Below are 16,798 nucleotides of genomic sequence, written 5' to 3'. Positions count from 1 at the left end.
CCCGGCTCAGACTACTGGATTCGCTTTCTAGCCTCTCTGCTGCACCGCTTTCGAGCATTGGCCCGGAACGCGATTGCACCAGAGGTGCCCTTCTAAGGCGCAGACGGTACTCCCATCCGCGGGGCGTTTCAAGCATGCGCCGATGGTCGCTCGACGACTTTACTTGTCAAATCACCGAGAGTTATAAGAACAGCTCAAACCGTAACCCAATGGAAGGACAAAGCCATGAGTCAAACCGGTCGGGACTATAGCGAAAAGCGCGATTTCATCCGCATGCGGGTCGATGCCGATGTCGTGTTGATTCATGAGGGTGATGAGGTTGCAGCGATGTGCATCGATCTCTCAAGCAGCGGCATGCAGGTCGAGGCACCCCGGCAGTTCGCGGTCGGCGACCGTTTGAGCGTGCGTATCGATTCCGATCATGCGGCCCTCAGCGGCCTGGAAGCCGAGACCGAAGTGGTCTGGGTCAAGGCGCAGGATGGCAACAACCAGAAGCTCGGTTTGAGCATTCTGAAGATGAAATAGCTGCACACAAAAAAGGCGACCCTGAGGTCGCCTTTCTGTTTTACCGGTCGCGATTAAAAATCGTCTTCGACCTGGCCATCCTTCACTTTGAACTCGCGGTTCTGCAAGTAAGCGTTGCGGATGAAAGTGTACTTGTCGCCACTGATCAGCTTCTCGCTCGACAGCAGGCTGGCGCGGGTATCGACGATGTTCAGGCCGAACACCGAGTTACGCACCGGCACGTCGTTCATGTAGCGGTACGGACCGGTGTAGCTGTCGACGTACTTGGAAGGTGCGTCACGCAGGGTGCTTGGGCCCAGCAGCGGCAACATCACGTACGGACCGCTGCCGACGCCCCAGTAACCGAGGGTCTGGCCGAAGTCTTCGTCGCTGCGATGCAGGCCCATTTTGGTGCCGACGTCGAAGAAGCCCAGCAGGCCGAAAGTGGTGTTGAAGATGATCCGTGCGGTATCGACACCGGCCGCTGCAGGTTTGGCCTGCAGAATGTTGTTCGCCAGGTTGGTCACGTCACCGACGTTGCGGAACATGTTGTGAATGCCGTCTTCGAGGAACTGCGGCGTCACGTATTCATAGCCCTGGGCCAGTGGCTTGAGCGCGTAGGTGTCGACGAAGTCGTTGAACTGGAAGATCGGGCGGTTGACGCTTTCCCAAGGGTCTTCTTCCGTCGCGGCGTTGGCAGCGAACGGAACCAGCAAGACGCTGGCACATACACAAAGCTGAGCGAGAGGGTTGCTCCAGCGCATAGAAAAGCTCCTTGGATTTTACTGGCGCGGGCACCGTCGGCCCAGGCGTTAAGACCGCTAGTATAAGCGCAAAAGCCATTTTGGGCAGTCTACCCGTGAAGAGTCGTGTAGGAGAATTCCTGAAAGCCCCTTCACACGTTTGTCATCCAACTGTCACCGGTGTCCCCTAGCCTCATGACTATTTCAGGGACGTTTTCCATGTCACACGCTGAAGCCTTGCCTGTCGCCGCACCCGGTCTGACCGCCGTGCTGTTCGGACTCAGTGGTTGTCTGGTGGATTTCGGTGCCCGTGCCCATCAACACGCCAGCGCGCTGCCCGAGCACGCAGACGTCACCCCCGGTGCCCTCGACAGCCTGCTCAGTTTGCAACGCCAGCAGATTCCCTGTGCCTGGCTCGATGAGTTGCCCCCTGCCCTCGCGCAACCGCTGTCGGCCTCGCTGCCGGCGTGGATCAAACCGACGCAACATTCAGCAACAATCAATCCCTGGCCGGCGCCGAACGCCTGCTGGCAAGCGCTGATGGGCTTGAACGTCAGTCGTCTGGACGGCTGCGTACTGGTCAGCGGCGAGCCACGCTTGCTGCAATCGGGCCTCAACGCCGGGTTGTGGACCATTGGCCTGGCGTCCTGCGGTTCGCTGTGCGGCCTGTCGCCGAGCGAGTGGCAAGCCCTGAGCCTGAAGGAACGCGAACAGCGGCGTGGCAAGGCGACCATGCAGTTGTTCGGGCTGGGCGTGCATTCGGTGATCGATCATCTGGGTGAGCTCGACACCTGCCTGGCCGACATCAACCTGCGTCGCCTCAAAGGCGAAAAGCCCTGACCGGGATCATGCAGGTTGGAGCAGAGTGGATTAATCTAAAGGTCAGCCATAGACCTTTGGCGCGCGGCTGCGGTCAATGCCAGTGCCTCTTGATAAAAAGGAACCCCACATGCCCGCCCAAGAACTGCAAAAACAACTCGACACCCTGCGCGAGCAATTGGAGCAGAATCCGCCGCTGTCCGAAGCCGAGCGTGAAGATCTGCATGCGCTGATGGCGCAGATCGAATCGGAAATCAAACTGGAAAGCGCCACGCAGGACACCAGCATCGCCGATGGCGTGAACCTGGCGGTGGAACGCTTTGAAGTGGAACACCCAACTATTGCCGGCACCCTGCGCAATATCGTCAATGCGCTGGGCAGCATGGGTATCTGATTTCCCAAACACAAAAAGCCCTGTCAACGATGACAGGGCTTTTTCATTTCGGGACTGAAAAGATCGCAGCCTTCGGCAGCTCCTACACGGGATCGACGTACGACCTGTAGGAGCTGCCGCAGGCTGCGATCTTTTGATCTTACTGACGGACCAGACGGTGGTTCGGCAGTTGTACAGATTCAGTGCTGCGATACGGGTTGATGTCCAGTCCGCCGCGACGCACATACCGCGCAAATACCGTGAGTTTCTCCGGCTTCAGCAGACGCTGCAGGTCGAGGAAAATCCGCTCCACGCACTGTTCGTGAAAGTCCGAGTGCTGGCGGAAGCTGACGATGTACTCCAGCAGGCTGGCGTGATCCAGTGCCGCGCCGCGATATTCCACCACCACGCTGCCCCAATCCGGCTGACTGGTCACCGGGCAGTTGGATTTGAGCAGATGGCTGTGCACGCTCTCTTCGACAATGCGCGAATCATCGCAACGCAGCAGTTCCGGACGCGGATGCTCATAGTTGCTGACGCTGATGTCCAGATCGTCGATGCACACGCCCGGCAGAGCCACGACGCCTTCGCCTTCGACATCCTTCAAGCTGCGCACCCGCACGCCCACTGGCTTGCCGGCAGCGGCCGACAGGTCCTTGACCAGCGTCGCTTCCAGGCTGGCGATGTCGGCAAACGGCGTCTGGTTCAGCGAGTTCAGGTACAGCTTGAACGACTTGGACTCGATGATGTTCGGCGAATCGGCGGGAATACTGAACTCACCAATCGCCACCACCGGTTTGCCCGACGGCAGCAGCCACGACAATTCGAAGCAGTTCCAGAAATCCACACCTTTATACGGCAGGGTGTCGGCGGTCAGGCCCAGTTCAGCCCACTTCGCAGTGCGCGGGATCGGGAACAACAGGGACGGCGTGTACGTGGCGATGTATTCGCTGGACTTGCCCAGCGGCGAATGTTCGGCTGCGGGATGCATGGCGGAAACCTGACTGAAGAATCAGCGGATTCTATCAGCCTTTGCTCCCGCCTTTGAGTGCTTACTGACTGACAGTCAGTTTGCCGACCATGCCGGCCTGGTAATGCCCGGGAATATTGCAGGCGAACTCCAGGCTGGTGGCCTTGCTGAAGGTCCAGGTCAGTTCGGCGGTTTTGCCCGGCTCGACCAGCACGCTGTTCGGGTCATCGTGCTTCATGCCGTGCCCCATGGCCGCGTGATCCATGCCCGCCATGTCGTGGGACATTTCTTTCATGCCGGTAGGCGTGAGCATGCCGCTTTGCTGCATCTGCAACATTTCCTGCTGGTGCCTGGCATGCATTGCCGCGTCACCGAGGTTGAATTCATGCAGCAACTGGCCTTTATTCACCAACACAAAGCGAACGGTCTCACCGGCCTTGACCTGAATCGCCTTGGGGTCGAACGACATGTCGTTCAGCACCACTTCGATGCTGCGGGTGGCCTTGGCGGCCGGTGCCGGTTGGCCGAAGTCGTAGGTGTACGCGGGTGCGGCCCAGACAGGTGAACTCAGCGCCAGCAAACAGGCGACGACGGTCAGAGGGGTGCGCAAAAACATAGTCATACTCCAACAAGATAAGGTTCAGCCTGTGGGAAACTCTAGCCCGTCTGCGCTGGCAGCTACCTGACAGGCAGATTACAACTTTGTCAGGTTGGCGCTTGTCGCCAGCGCTCACGGTATAAAGCTTTCGTTTCCCAAACCTGAATCAACCCGAGCCGCCCATGAAACTGCTGATCGTCGAAGACCAACCGAAAACCGGCCAATACCTGCGCCAGGGCCTGACCGAGGCCGGGTTCAACACGGAACTGGTGGCCGACGGTAACAGCGGTCAGCAACTGGCCTTGAGCGGTGATTATGCGCTGCTGATCCTCGACGTAATGCTGCCCGGACGCAGTGGCTGGCAGATCCTGCAAGCGGTGCGCAGCGCCGGCCTCGACACGCCGGTACTGTTTCTGACCGCCAAGGACGCCGTGGAGGACCGGGTGCACGGCCTCGAACTCGGCGCCGACGACTATCTGGTCAAACCGTTCGCCTTCTCCGAACTGCTGGCCCGGGTGCGCAGCCTGTTGCGGCGAGGCAGCGCGACGCCGCAGGAAACCAGCCTGCAACTGGCTGACCTGCGCCTGGACCTGATTCGCCGCCGGGTCGAACGCAGCGGCCAGCGCATCGACCTGACCGCCAAGGAGTTCGCCCTGCTGGAAATGCTCCTGCGCCGTCAGGGTGAAGTGCTGCCGAAATCGCTGATTGCCTCGCAGGTCTGGGACATGAACTTCGACAGCGACACCAACGTGATCGAGGTGGCGATCCGCCGTTTGCGCCTGAAGATCGACGATGATTTCCCCAACAAACTGATCCACACCGTGCGCGGCATGGGTTACGTGCTTGAAGAGCGTCCGGCGTGATGCGTCGTCTGTCCCTGAGCTCTCGCCTGGCCTTGCTGTTCGCCGCTTGCACCGCCGTGGTCTCGCTGTTTGCCGGGGTGCTGTTCAGCCGCGCCAGCGAAGCGCACTTCGTCGAGCTCGACCAGCAACTGCTGGACGGCAAGCTGATCGGCCTGCGCCGGGCCTTGCAGGATGTTCAACCCGGTCAACGTGAGGCGCGGCTGGCCGATGAATTGAGCCGCCAGGCTGATCTGGCGCTGCGCATTACGGACAGTGACGGCCAACGCTGGTACGACAGTTCGACGCAGATCCCCACGGATTTGCCGAAACAATCCGGCCTGGTGACCGTGAGTCAGGCAGGCACTGATTATCGGGTGCTCAACGCCCCGCTCTACCCGGACAAAACCGACTCGCCGCAATTGACGCTGTTGCTGGACATCACCCACCACCAACACTTCCTGCAACGCATGCAGCATCTAATCTGGCTGACCGTCGGGCTGTCGGCGCTGGCCACTGCGCTGCTCGGCGCCTGGGCCGCGCGCAGCGGTTTGCGTCCGCTGCGGCGCATGAGTGCGATCGCCCGTGGGATTTCCGCACAATCACTCAATGCCCGACTGCCGGAAGCGCAAATGCCGCCAGAACTTGCGGAAATGGCCCACAGCTTCAACGCCATGCTCGGACGCCTCGACGACTCGTTTCAACGGCTGTCGGCGTTCTCGGCCGACATCGCCCATGAACTGCGCACACCGCTGTCGAACCTGCTGACTCACACTCAGGTCACCCTCACCCGCCCGCGTCCGATCGAAGACTATCGCGAAGCCCTGCACAGCAACCTCGAAGAGCTGCAATGGATGGCACAACTGGTCAACGACATGCTGTACCTGGCCAAGGCTGACCATGGCTTGCTGATGCCCAAGCGTGAGGCGCTGGAACTGGCGGATGAGAGCGATGTGTTGCTGGAGTTTTTCGCGCCATTGGCCGAGGACGCCGGAGTGACGCTGAGTCGCGAAGGCCACGCGCGCATCGAGGGCGATCGCAGCATGCTGCGTCGGGCCTTGTCGAATCTGCTGGATAACGCGCTGCGCTTTACCCCGGCGGCTGGCAGCGTGCGCCTGTCCATCGTCGATCAGCCGCACGCCGTGCAGGTGTCGGTCGAGAACAGTGGTGACGGAATTTCAGCCGACCTGTTGCCGCGGCTGTTTGACCGGTTTTATCGGGCGGATCCGGCGCGGCAGGAAGGCAGTAGTGAACATGCGGGGCTGGGGTTGGCGATTACGCAATCGATCGTCCGGGCGCATGGTGGGCAGATTCGTTGCGAATCGGCTGCGGGGTGGACGCGGTTTGTGATTGAGTTGCCCAAGGGGGAATGAGACCGTTCATTGCGGGCCCATCGCGAGCGGGCTCACTCCTACAGGGAAATGCATTCCAACTGTAGGAGTGAGCCTGCTCGCGATGGCGGTAATAGAGCTTACGAATATCTCAAGGCGTGAGCCGGTTCGATTTTCGCCGCCCGCAAGGCCGGATACACCGTCGCCAGGAAGCTCAGAATAAAGCCCGCCGAGCAGATCAACAGCACATCCCCGCCCTGCAATTCCGAGGGCAGGTTGCTGACGAAATACACGTCGGAACTGAAGATGTGCTGCCCGGTAACGCGCTCGACCCAGCCGACCATCTCACTGACGTTCAGCGCGGCAATCACGCCCAACACACCGCCAATAATGGTGCCGACAATGCCGATCACCGTGCCCTGCACCATGAAGATCGCCATGATCTGCCGTGGCGTGGCGCCGATGGTGCGCAGGATCGCGATGTCCGCGCCCTTGTCGTTCACGACCATGATCAGCGTGGCGATGATGTTGAACGCCGCCACCGCAACGATCATCAGCAACAGCAGGCCGATCATGGTTTTTTCCATTTTCATCGCGCTGAACAGGCTGCCCTGGGTGTGGGTCCAGTCGTCAGCCTTGAAGTCGGCGCCCAGGCCTGCGGCGATGTCCGAGGAGACTTTCGGCGCGGCGTACAGGTCCTTGACCGCCAGGCGCACGCTTTGCACCTGATTCGGCTGCCAGTGCTGCATGGTCGCCGCATCGGCCACGTGGATCAGGCCCATGGAACCGTCCAGCTCGGCACCGACCTTGAACACACCGACCACGTTCAGGCGCTGCATGCGCGGGGTGATGCCACCCGGTGCGGTGCTGACTTCCGGCACGATCAGGGTGATCTTGTCACCGACGTTGAGGCGGAAGCGGCGCGCGGTGATTTCACCGATCACCACGCCGAATTCACCCGGTTTCAGGTCATCGAGACGACCCTGCACGATGTGCTGGGCGACGATCGACACCTTGCCTTCCTGAGCCGGGTCGACGCCACTGATCTGAATCGGCTGCATCAAGCCCTTGTAGGACAGCATGCCTTCCATCTCGGTGAACGGCACGGCGGCAGTCACTTCAGGATTTTTCAGCGCGGCGGCGGCTACCGGCTGCCAGTCATCAATCGGCTTTACGCCGACGATGGTCGCGTGCGGCACCATGCCGAGGATGCGCGAGCTCATCTCGCGCTGGAAGCCGTTCATCACCGACAGCACCACGATCATCGCCAGCACGCCGAGGGCGAGCCCGATCATTGAGGTCATCGAAATGAACGAAACAAAGCGATTGCGGCGCTTGGCGCGGGTATAGCGCGTGCCGATAAAGATCGATAACGGTCTGAACATTCGCTGGGGCACCGTATAAAAATAAAAGACCCGATGCCTTTACAGGCACCGGGTTTCGGTCGGTCAGATGGCGGTCAGGCAACCTTCCTGCAATTGCAGGACGCGGTCCATCTGGCGGGCCAGGTTCATGTCGTGAGTCACCACCAGGAACGCCGTGCGCATCGAGGTGCTGAGTTCCAGCATCAAATCCTGAATGCCTTCGGCGGTGTGGGAGTCAAGGTTGCCGGTGGGCTCGTCGAGCATCACCAGGCCTGGATTGTTCACCAGCGCCCGGGCGATCGCCACACGCTGGCGTTCGCCACCGGACAGTTCCGCCGGTTTGTGCTCCAGACGATGGCCCAGCCCCACGCGCTCCAGTAACGCCGTCGCGCGCTGACGCGCTTCTGGGATCGCGGTCTTGCCGATCAGCAGTGGCATGCAGACGTTTTCCAGCGCGGTGAACTCCGGCAGCAAATGGTGGAACTGGTACACGAACCCGAGGGCACGGTTACGCAGCAGGCCACGCTTCTTCTCGCTCAGGGCCGACAGTTCTTCACCGTCGAGCCAGACGCTGCCTTCGGTTGGCGTGTCGAGGCCGCCCAACAGGTTGAGCAAGGTACTTTTGCCCGAACCGGACTTGCCGACGATCGCCACACGCTCGCCTGGGTGCAACTCCAGTTGCAGACCGGCCAACACTTGCACCGACTCCGGGCCTTCCTCGTAGGATTTGCCCAGGTTGCGGCAGCTCAAGATTGCTTTATCACTCATGCCCGACTCACTCATAACGTAGCGCCTCCGCCGGCTGGGTGCGCGCGGCACGCCAGGCGGGATACAGGGTGGCGAGGAAACTCAGGACCAACGCAGCGGCGCAGACCATGACCACGTCCTGGCTCTGCACCTGCGACGGCAGGTAATCGATGAAGTACACGTCGGCGTTGAGGAACTTGTGACCGATCAGCCCTTCCAGTGCCGAAATCGCGGCGCTGACATTGAGCGCGGCGAAAATCCCGACCACGGCACCAATCGCCGTACCGACCACGCCGATCACCGTGCCTTGCACCATGAACGTACGCATGATCGTCCCCGGCGTGGCGCCGAGGGTGCGCAGAATGGCGATGTCGCCCTTCTTGTCGTTCACCACCATCACCAGCGTGGAAATGATGTTGAACGCGGCCACCGCAACGATCAGCAGCAACAGCAGCCCGATCATGGCTTTTTCCATGCGGATCGCCTGATACAGGTTGCCGTGGGTACGGGTCCAGTCGCGGGCATAGTAATGGTCTTCGCCAAGCTGCTGGGCGATGGTCCAGGCCACACGCGGCGCCTGGAACAGATCATCGAACTTCATCCGGATGCCTTGCACCTGATCAGGCTTCCAGCGGTGCATCTTCGCCAGATCCTGCAGGTTGGTGACACCCAGGTAACCGTCCAGCTCACCGGCGCCGACATGGAAGATGCCGACCACGGTGAAGCGCTTCATGCGCGGGAACATCCCGGCGGGGGTCACGCTGACTTCCGGCGCGACGAAGGTGACCTTGTCACCGAGGCCCACGCCGAGTTTGGTCGCGGCCTTGTCGCCGATCACGATGCCGAAGCTGCCCGGCGTCAAATCGTCGAGTTTGCCCTGCTTCATGAAGTTGTCGATGATCGACACATTGCGCTCGAGCGCAGGGTCGATCGCATTGAGCAACACCTTGGACACCTGGCCGTTGTTGGTCAGCAGGCCCTGCATCTGGGTGAACGGCGCAACGGCCGTCACCTGCGGGTTGCGTTTGACCTTGGCGGCCAGGCTTTGCCAATCGTTGATCGGTTCGCCGGTTTCAAGGGTCGCGTGGGGCACCATGCCCAGCACACGGGTGCGCATCTCATGATCGAAGCCATTCATCACCGATAGCACCACGATCATCACGATCACGCCAAGGGCGAGCCCGATCATCGAAGTCAGGGAAATGAATGACACAAAATGATTGCGACGCTTTGCACGGGTATAACGCGTGCCGATAAATACGAAGAGAGGTCTGAACATGTCGGGGCTTGTTCGGAGGGAAAAGGAACGTCCTTGTGGCGGGGGTCGATAACCAGCTTTACACTCAGACCACCGCCGCTACCATGGGTTCGCCATGTCGACATTAGATGAAGAAGATCGCCGCGAATACTACCGTATCGAGGACATGATCGCACTGGAAATTCGGCCCCTGTCAGCTCCCGAAGCCGCAGGCCAGGAAGTGTTGCAGGATGCTTCCCCGTTGTTCAACCTGCTCAGCGAACTGCACCTGAGCGAATTCGAGTCGCAGCACCTGCTGCGCCAGATCAGCGAGCGCGACCGGGCCATCGCCGCGTTCCTCAAATCCCAGAATAAACGCATCGACCTGCTCAGTCAGGTAGTCGCCCTGACCGTGCTCGGCCATATCGGCGAGCCACAACCGGTGATCATCTCCGAAGGCGGGATCGACTTTCAGCACCCGACCGCGCTCGCCAACGGCGCGCACTTGTCGGTCAAACTGGTGCTGATGCCCCAGGCACTCGGCCTGCTGCTGCGCGCCCGCGTCACCCATTGCGATCGCAAGGGCGACGGCTACGACGTCGGCACCGAGTTCGAACACTTGACCGACGCCCAGCGCCAGTTGCTCGCCCGTTATATCTTGCAGAAGCAGGCCCAGGAACGACGCCTGGCCCGCGAACAGAACGAATCCGGCATTTAAATTAAGGAAGCACCGTGACCCTCATCTACGGCCACCGCGGCGCCAAGGGCGAAGCACCGGAAAACACCCTGATCAGTTTTCAGGAATGTCTCAAGCACGGCGTTCGCCGTTGCGAACTGGATCTGCACCTGTCCAAGGACGGCGAGCTGATGGTGATCCACGACCCGACCCTCAAGCGCACCACCGACCGGCGCGGCAAGGTGGTCGAGCACACCGCCGCCGAACTGGTGACCTACGACGCACGCAAGGGCGGCCCGGGCTGGATCAAGCCATGCCCGATTCCAACATTGGAAGAGTTGTTCGAGAAATGCGATTTCGAGCACTGGCAGTTGGAGGTCAAAAGTGCCTCACGCACCCGCGCGGCGACCACTGTGCTGGCGATTCGCGAAATGGCCCAGCGCCATGGCTTGCTGGACAAGATCACCATCACCTCGAGTTCGCGGGAAGTGCTGAAAGCGGCACTGGACCTGGTGCCGGACGTGTCGCGTGGACTGGTGGCCGAATACGCCTGGCTCGACCCGCTGAAAGTCGCGGCCAGCTATGGCTGTGAGATTCTGGCTTTGAACTGGACGCTGTGTACGCCGGAACGCCTGCAGAAGGCGCAGCGTCAGGGCCTGCATGTGTCGGTGTGGACCGTCAACGAGCCTGCGCTGATGCGCAGACTCGCCGACTTCGGCGTTGACAGCCTGATTACAGACTTTCCCGGTTTGGCCACTGCCACCCTCGAGAATTGCTGAAATCGGTCTCCCCGGCCGGCTCAGGCCACCGGCCGGAGCCCGTCAAAAAAGCCGGTTGAGGCCGTCGTATGCCGCTACCCGATAGGCTTCGGCCATGGTCGGGTAGTTGAACGTGGTGTTGACGAAGTACTTCAACGTGTTCAGCTCGCCCGGCTGGTTCATGATCGCCTGACCGATGTGCACGATCTCCGACGCCTGATAACCGAAGCAGTGAACGCCCAGCACTTCCAGGGTTTCACGGTGGAACAGGATCTTCAGCATGCCTTGCGGCTCGCCGGCGATCTGTGCACGCGCCATGCTCTTGAAGAACGCCTTGCCCACTTCGTACGGCACTTTGGCCTGGGTCAGTTCCTGCTCGTTCTTGCCGATCGAGCTGATCTCCGGAATGGTGTAGATGCCGGTCGGCACGTCATTCACAAAGCGCCAGCTACCGTTATCGACGATGCTGCCGGCTGCCGAACGACCCTGGTCGTGGGCGGCACTGGCCAGGCTCGGCCAGCCGATCACGTCACCGGCGCCATAGATGTTCGGCACGCAGGTGCGGTAGGCCTCGTCGACTTCGATCTGCCCGCGGCTGTTGACCTTGACGCCGATGTTTTCCAGCCCCAGCTGGTCGGTGTTACCGGTACGGCCGTTGCACCAGAGCAAGGCGTCGGCCTTGATCTTCTTGCCGGACTTCAGGTGCAGGATCACGCCGTTGTCCACGCCTTCGACACGGTCGTAGTCTTCGTTGTGGCGCACGGTGATGTTGTTGTTGCTGAAGTGGTAGCTCAACGCCTGGGAGATTTCCGAGTCGAGGAAGCTCAGCAACTGACCACGGTTGTCCACCAGTTCAACCAGCACACCCAGACCGCTGAAGATCGAGGCGTATTCGCAGCCGATCACGCCGGCGCCGTAAACGATCAGTTTGCGCGGGGTGTGGCCGAGGCTGAGGATGGTGTCGCTATCGTAGATACGCGGGTGGTGGAAATCGATGTCCGCCGGGCGATACGGGCGCGAGCCGGTGGCGATGATGATGTGCTTGGCCACCAGTTTCTCGACCACGCCGTTGGCGCAGACCACTTCGATGGTTTGCTCGTCAGCGAAGCTGCCGGTGCCGAAGAACACGTCGACGCGGTTACGGGCGTAGTAGCCGGTACGCGAAGCGACTTGTTTGGAAATGACTTTCTCGGCGCTTTTCAACACGTCCGGGAAGGAGAACCAGCGCGGCTCGCCGATCGCCCGGAACATCGGGTTGGTGTTGAACTGCATGATCTGCCGGACCGAGTGACGCAGAGCCTTGGACGGGATGGTACCCAGGTGGGTGCAGTTACCGCCGACCTGGCGACGGCTGTCGACCATCGCCACCTTGCGCCCTGCTTTGGCGGCGTTCATTGCCGCGCCTTCTCCCGCCGGGCCGGAACCCAACACCACCACGTCGTAGTTGTAGACAGCCATGCGTACTCCTCAGAACAGGCCGCGGTGCCAGCAGCACCAGCGGCTAAATCACGCCGAATCGCGGCGCGAAGGAACAATTGGGGGTCAATAAAGAACCCGGACACAGTCTATAGAAGCGTCAACGCCGCGCACATTAACCCTTGGTCGCGTCGTAGGCTACTTTTGCCTGCACTACAACGCCAGCTTTCGTACTGTTCTCAGTCAACTTTTGCGCCACTGAGGCGCTCGAAAGCCGCACTGGTGCGGATGACGAAACCTGTATCGGCACGAATCACGAAGAATGCACCAATGTCATGTTTTTCGGCATAGTCCCAGGCCCTTTCCGGCCCGAGAATCAGCAACAGCGTCGATAGTCCATCGGCCATCAACGCTGAAGGATGAATTACCGTGACCGACGCCAGGTCGTGTAGGACCGGTGCCCCGCTGCGCGCATCAAAGGTGTGGGAATAGCGCCGACCGTCCTGCAGGAAATAGTTACGGTAATCACCGGAAGTGGACACACCGTAGCCATCGACACTGATGACGCGCTCGGCCACCTGCTGATCGTCACGCGGCTCCTCCAGCGCGATGCGCCATGCCGAGCCGTCGAGTTTTTTGCCCTTGGCCCTCAGCTCGCCCGTGGCTTCGGCGAGATAGTCATGGATGCCCATGGCTTCGAGTCTGGCGGCAATGGTGTCGACGGCATAGCCGGCGGCGATGCTGTTGAAGTCGACTTCGACAGCGACGTCCTTGCACAACTGATCACCCTTGATGTGCAAGTGCTGATGGCCGACCCGCTGCATCACCTCGGCCAGTACAGCGGTATCAGGGACCTTCTCTTCTCGACCTTGCGGGCCGAAACCCCACAAGTTCATCAGCGGCTCGACAGTGAGGTCGTAGGAACCTTCGCTTTGTTCTGACAGTTGCTCGCCAACCCGAACCAATTCGAGCACTGGCGCGGGCATTGTCTGACAGCTGTTGGCGGGCAAGGCATTGAAGCGTTCGATCTCGGAATCGCTGCGGTAAGTGGACAATTGTCGATCGACTTCGACGAGGATGCCCTCCACTTCCCGACGAACTTGTGCGGAATCTGCAAGACCGGTGTGGCGCACGTATTTGATGGAATAGGTGCTGCCCATGGTCGGCCCGCCGAAGCTCTCCATGGAATCACCATCGCCGCAGCCAGCCAACAGGCTGACCAGCAACACAAGCCCAAACCATCGTCCAGTGAACAATTCTTCATCTCCCCGCAAAACCGCGCCGGCCATTATGGATCAAAGGGCCCGCTCGCTCCCAACGGATGCAACGCGTTTATAAAATCCAATAATGAGTAACTGAAAATGTCCTCCACCACGGGCAAAGGCAAAGCGATTTTTCGCGTTGTCAGCGGCAATTTTCTCGAGATGTTCGATTTTATGGTCTACGGCTTCTATGCCACGGCCATCGCCAAAACCTTCTTCCCGGCCGACAGCGCCTTCGCCTCCCTGATGCTCTCCCTGGCGACGTTCGGTGCCGGCTTCCTGATGCGGCCATTGGGGGCAATCTTCCTCGGCGCCTACATTGACCGTCATGGTCGTCGCAAGGGTCTGATCATTACCCTCGCGATGATGGCCTCCGGTACGATCCTCATTGCCTGCGTGCCGGGCTATGCGACCCTTGGGGTAGCCGCTCCACTGATCGTGCTGTTCGGCCGCCTGCTGCAGGGTTTCTCGGCCGGTGTCGAGCTGGGCGGAGTCTCGGTGTATCTGGCGGAAATCGCCACACCGGGCCGCAAGGGCTTTTTCGTCAGTTGGCAGTCCGCCAGCCAACAAGCGGCGGTGGTATTTGCCGGATTGCTCGGGGTCGGCCTCAACCACTGGCTGAGCCCGGAACAAATGGGTGACTGGGGCTGGCGCGTGCCGTTCCTGATCGGCTGCATGATCGTTCCGGCAATCTTCATCATTCGTCGTTCGCTGGAGGAAACCCCGGAATTCCAGGCGCGAAAACATCGCCCTACCCTGCGGGAAATCGTGCGCTCGATCGGTCAGAACTTTGGCATCGTTATCGCGGGCATGGCACTGGTGGTGATGACCACGGTTTCGTTCTACCTGATTACCGCCTACACCCCGACCTTCGGCAAGGCTGAACTGCATCTGTCGGACTTCGACGCGCTGCTGGTGACGGTGTGCATCGGCCTGTCGAACTTCTTCTGGCTGCCGGTGATGGGTGCGGTATCCGACAAGATCGGCCGCAAGCCGTTGCTGCTGGCGGCGACCATTCTGGCGATCCTGACCGCTTACCCGGCATTGTCGTGGCTGGTGGCGAACCCGAGCTTCAGTCATCTGCTGATTGTCGAACTCTGGTTATCGTTCCTGTACGGCTCGTACAACGGCGCGATGGTGGTGGCGCTGACCGAAATCATGCCGGTGGAAGTGCGCACCACCGGGTTCTCACTGGCCTACAGCCTGGCGACCGCGACCTTCGGCGGATTCACGCCGGCGGCGTGCACTTACCTGATTCATGTGCTGGACAACAAGGCTGCGCCGGGGATCTGGCTCAGCGGTGCGGCGGTGCTGGGGTTGATTGCGACGCTGGTGCTGTTTCGGGGCAACAAGCATGAGCTGCGGACTGTGCAAGCGGCTGTAGCCGGCGGTGCCCGATAGGACGTCATCGCTGGCAAGCCAGCTCCCCCAGGGGATTTGTGAACCACGCAGATCGCCCGTGGGGGCCAGCTCTGGCACTACATGTCTAAATGACCTTAAAGAAAAGATCGCAGCCTTCGGCAGCTCCTACAGGATCAATTGCGATTCCTTGCAGGAGCTGCCGAAGGCTGCGATCTTTTGATCTTCTCCAAACAAAAACGCCCCGACCTAGGTCGGGGCGTTTTCATTGGCAGCGAGTGCTTAGCGCGGGAATGCTGGCGGGTTTACACCGGCCATGTCTTCCATCACGCGAACCACCTGGCAGCTGTAGCCGAACTCGTTGTCGTACCAGACGTACAGAACAACGCGATTGTCCTGAACGATGGTCGCTTCAGCGTCGACCACACCGGCGTGACGCGAGCCCACGAAGTCAGTGGACACCACTTCCTGCGAGTTGACGAAGTCGATTTGCTTGTGCAGATCGGAGTGCAGCGCCATGTAGCGCAGGTACTCGTTCATCTCTTCACGGGTGGCGGCTTTCTCAAGGTTCAGGTTGAGAATGGCCATCGACACGTTTGGCGTCGGAACGCGGATCGCGTTACCGGTCAGCTTGCCGGCCAGCTCAGGCAGGGCCTTGGCAGCAGCGGTGGCAGCACCGGTCTCGGTGATCACCATGTTCAGCGCGGCGCTACGACCACGACGATCACCCTTGTGGAAGTTGTCGATCAGGTTCTGGTCGTTGGTGTACGAGTGAACGGTTTCGACGTGACCGTTGATGATGCCGAACTTGTCATTCACAGCCTTCAGCACCGGCACGATGGCGTTGGTGGTGCAGGACGCGGCGGACACGATCTTGTCGTCAGCGGTGATTTCGTTGTGGTTGATACCGTGAACGATGTTCTTCAGCTTGCCTTTGCCAGGCGCAGTCAGAACAACGCGGGCGACACCCGGGCATTGCAGGTGCTGGCCCAGACCATCGGCGTCACGCCATACACCGGTGTTGTCCACCAGCAGCGCGTCTTTGATCCCGTACTGGGTGTAATCCACCTCGGTCGGGTTCTTCGCGTAGATCACCTGGATCAGGTTACCGTTGGCAGTGATGGTGTTGTTTTCTTCGTCGATGACGATGGTGCCGTTGAACGGACCGTGTACCGAATCGCGACGCAGCAGGCTGGCGCGTTTGGTCAGGTCGTTTTCGGCGCCTTTGCGCACGACGATGGCACGCAGACGCAGACCGTCGCCACCACCGGTTTTCTCGATCAGGATGCGCGCCAGCAGACGGCCGATACGACCGAAGCCGTACAGCACAACGTCAGTGCCTTTGCGCGCCGAAGCGTTTTGCTGGCCAACCACATCAGCCAGTTCCTCACGCACGAACTGCTCGGCGCTGCGGCCATTGCCTTCGCTGCGGAATTTGAACGCCAACTTGCCCAGGTCTACCGAGGCCGCGCCGAGCTTGAGCTCGCTCATGGCCTTGAGCAGTGGGAATGTTTCGTGGACGGAGAGTTCGCTGTCGTCGGAAGAACGGTGGCGAGCAAAGCGGTGAGCTTTGAGAATCGCGATGACAGACTGGTTGATCAGGCTGCGGCCATAGATCGAGCTCACCACGTTGTTATTGCGGTAGAGCTGACCGATAAGCGGAATCATCGCTTCTGCGAGTGCTTCACGGTCGATCCATTCACCAAGACACTGGTCGGGCTTCTGAGTCACGGTAACCTTCCACATGTAGGGGCAGAAAAAAGGGGCTACATTATGCCGCCGAGAACCTCTTGTAGCAATGC

17 protein-coding genes are annotated in these 16,798 nt (G+C 60.3%); 8 read left to right on the top strand and 9 right to left on the bottom strand.

Going from position 1 to position 16,798, the window contains the following annotated elements:
- Nucleotides 1-225 precede the first annotated feature (225 nt).
- Entirely contained in the window at nucleotides 226-525 is a 300-nt protein-coding gene (locus KKQ10_RS23840; protein ID WP_127650286.1) for a PilZ domain-containing protein, read from the top strand.
- Nucleotides 526-578: 53 nt separating this feature from the next.
- Here KKQ10_RS23840 and KKQ10_RS23835 read toward each other — a convergent pair whose 3' ends face one another.
- Nucleotides 579-1,268, bottom strand: coding sequence for an MlaA family lipoprotein (locus KKQ10_RS23835; protein ID WP_127650284.1), 690 nt, complete (start codon nucleotides 1,266-1,268; stop codon nucleotides 579-581).
- Between the two features lie 198 nt (nucleotides 1,269-1,466).
- Here KKQ10_RS23835 and pcrP point away from each other — a divergent pair, with 198 nt between their 5' ends.
- Both pcrP and KKQ10_RS23825 read left to right on the top strand, forming a co-directional pair.
- Nucleotides 1,467-2,087, top strand: coding sequence for an HAD superfamily inactivated hydrolase PcrP (pcrP, locus tag KKQ10_RS23830; protein WP_215502434.1), 621 nt, complete (start codon nucleotides 1,467-1,469; stop codon nucleotides 2,085-2,087).
- Nucleotides 2,088-2,196: 109 nt separating this feature from the next.
- Entirely contained in the window at nucleotides 2,197-2,460 is a 264-nt protein-coding gene (locus tag KKQ10_RS23825; RefSeq protein ID WP_127650280.1) for a DUF4404 family protein, read from the top strand.
- 139 nt (nucleotides 2,461-2,599) lie between these two features.
- On the opposite strand, the gene queF is transcribed toward KKQ10_RS23825, so the two are convergent.
- Nucleotides 2,600-3,430 (bottom strand): NADPH-dependent 7-cyano-7-deazaguanine reductase QueF, encoded by an 831-nt coding sequence (queF, locus tag KKQ10_RS23820; RefSeq protein WP_215502433.1) that lies wholly within the window; start codon nucleotides 3,428-3,430, stop codon nucleotides 2,600-2,602.
- A gap of 61 nt (nucleotides 3,431-3,491) precedes the next feature.
- On the bottom strand, nucleotides 3,492-4,025 hold the full coding sequence (gene copI, locus KKQ10_RS23815) for a copper-resistant cuproprotein CopI (protein WP_127650276.1): 534 nt from the start codon (nucleotides 4,023-4,025) through the stop codon (nucleotides 3,492-3,494).
- A gap of 164 nt (nucleotides 4,026-4,189) precedes the next feature.
- On the opposite strand from copI, the gene KKQ10_RS23810 reads away from it, so the two are divergent.
- Nucleotides 4,190-4,870 (top strand): heavy metal response regulator transcription factor, encoded by a 681-nt coding sequence (locus KKQ10_RS23810; protein ID WP_215502432.1) that lies wholly within the window; start codon nucleotides 4,190-4,192, stop codon nucleotides 4,868-4,870.
- Nucleotides 4,870-6,219 (top strand): heavy metal sensor histidine kinase, encoded by a 1,350-nt coding sequence (locus tag KKQ10_RS23805; protein WP_215502431.1) that lies wholly within the window; start codon nucleotides 4,870-4,872, stop codon nucleotides 6,217-6,219. Before KKQ10_RS23810 ends, KKQ10_RS23805 begins: the two co-directional genes overlap by 1 nt.
- Nucleotides 6,220-6,317: 98 nt before the next feature.
- On the opposite strand, the gene KKQ10_RS23800 is transcribed toward KKQ10_RS23805, so the two are convergent.
- From KKQ10_RS23800 to KKQ10_RS23790, 3 genes are all read right to left on the bottom strand, one after another.
- Nucleotides 6,318-7,562, bottom strand: coding sequence for a lipoprotein-releasing ABC transporter permease subunit (locus tag KKQ10_RS23800; RefSeq protein WP_127650270.1), 1,245 nt, complete (start codon nucleotides 7,560-7,562; stop codon nucleotides 6,318-6,320).
- 63 nt (nucleotides 7,563-7,625) lie between these two features.
- Nucleotides 7,626-8,309 (bottom strand): lipoprotein-releasing ABC transporter ATP-binding protein LolD, encoded by a 684-nt coding sequence (gene lolD, locus KKQ10_RS23795; protein WP_164747873.1) that lies wholly within the window; start codon nucleotides 8,307-8,309, stop codon nucleotides 7,626-7,628.
- A 7-nt stretch (nucleotides 8,310-8,316) separates the two neighbouring features.
- Nucleotides 8,317-9,567, bottom strand: coding sequence for a lipoprotein-releasing ABC transporter permease subunit (locus KKQ10_RS23790; protein ID WP_127650268.1), 1,251 nt, complete (start codon nucleotides 9,565-9,567; stop codon nucleotides 8,317-8,319).
- Between the two features lie 94 nt (nucleotides 9,568-9,661).
- Between KKQ10_RS23790 and KKQ10_RS23785 the strand changes: the two genes are divergently transcribed.
- Together KKQ10_RS23785 and KKQ10_RS23780 are read left to right on the top strand one after the other, a co-directional pair.
- Nucleotides 9,662-10,243 carry a PilZ domain-containing protein gene (locus KKQ10_RS23785; protein ID WP_127650266.1) on the top strand — a complete coding sequence of 194 codons (582 nt, stop codon included), beginning with the start codon at nucleotides 9,662-9,664 and terminating at the stop codon, nucleotides 10,241-10,243.
- A 14-nt stretch (nucleotides 10,244-10,257) separates the two neighbouring features.
- On the top strand, nucleotides 10,258-10,980 hold the full coding sequence (locus tag KKQ10_RS23780; protein WP_215502430.1) for a glycerophosphodiester phosphodiesterase: 723 nt from the start codon (nucleotides 10,258-10,260) through the stop codon (nucleotides 10,978-10,980).
- Nucleotides 10,981-11,022: 42 nt separating this feature from the next.
- Here the strand turns inward: KKQ10_RS23780 and sthA are convergent, their stop codons facing one another.
- On the bottom strand, nucleotides 11,023-12,417 hold the full coding sequence (gene sthA, locus KKQ10_RS23775; RefSeq protein ID WP_007984277.1) for a Si-specific NAD(P)(+) transhydrogenase: 1,395 nt from the start codon (nucleotides 12,415-12,417) through the stop codon (nucleotides 11,023-11,025).
- 197 nt (nucleotides 12,418-12,614) lie between these two features.
- Nucleotides 12,615-13,664 carry an FAD:protein FMN transferase gene (locus tag KKQ10_RS23770; protein ID WP_215502429.1) on the bottom strand — a complete coding sequence of 350 codons (1,050 nt, stop codon included), beginning with the start codon at nucleotides 13,662-13,664 and terminating at the stop codon, nucleotides 12,615-12,617.
- 72 nt (nucleotides 13,665-13,736) lie between these two features.
- Between KKQ10_RS23770 and KKQ10_RS23765 the strand changes: the two genes are divergently transcribed.
- Nucleotides 13,737-15,038 carry an MFS transporter gene (locus KKQ10_RS23765; protein ID WP_215502428.1) on the top strand — a complete coding sequence of 434 codons (1,302 nt, stop codon included), beginning with the start codon at nucleotides 13,737-13,739 and terminating at the stop codon, nucleotides 15,036-15,038.
- Between the two features lie 240 nt (nucleotides 15,039-15,278).
- Here the strand turns inward: KKQ10_RS23765 and KKQ10_RS23760 are convergent, their stop codons facing one another.
- Nucleotides 15,279-16,742, bottom strand: a complete 1,464-nt coding sequence (locus tag KKQ10_RS23760; protein ID WP_127650258.1) for a glyceraldehyde-3-phosphate dehydrogenase — start codon at nucleotides 16,740-16,742, stop codon at nucleotides 15,279-15,281.
- Nucleotides 16,743-16,798 lie beyond the last annotated feature (56 nt).

It is taken from the genome of Pseudomonas sp. MG-9, from assembly GCF_018729515.1.
Classification (GTDB): Bacteria; Pseudomonadota; Gammaproteobacteria; order Pseudomonadales; family Pseudomonadaceae; genus Aquipseudomonas; species Aquipseudomonas serboccidentalis.
The sequence above is the reverse complement of the archived record's forward strand: the minus strand, read 5'-3'. Positions and strand labels throughout refer to the sequence as shown.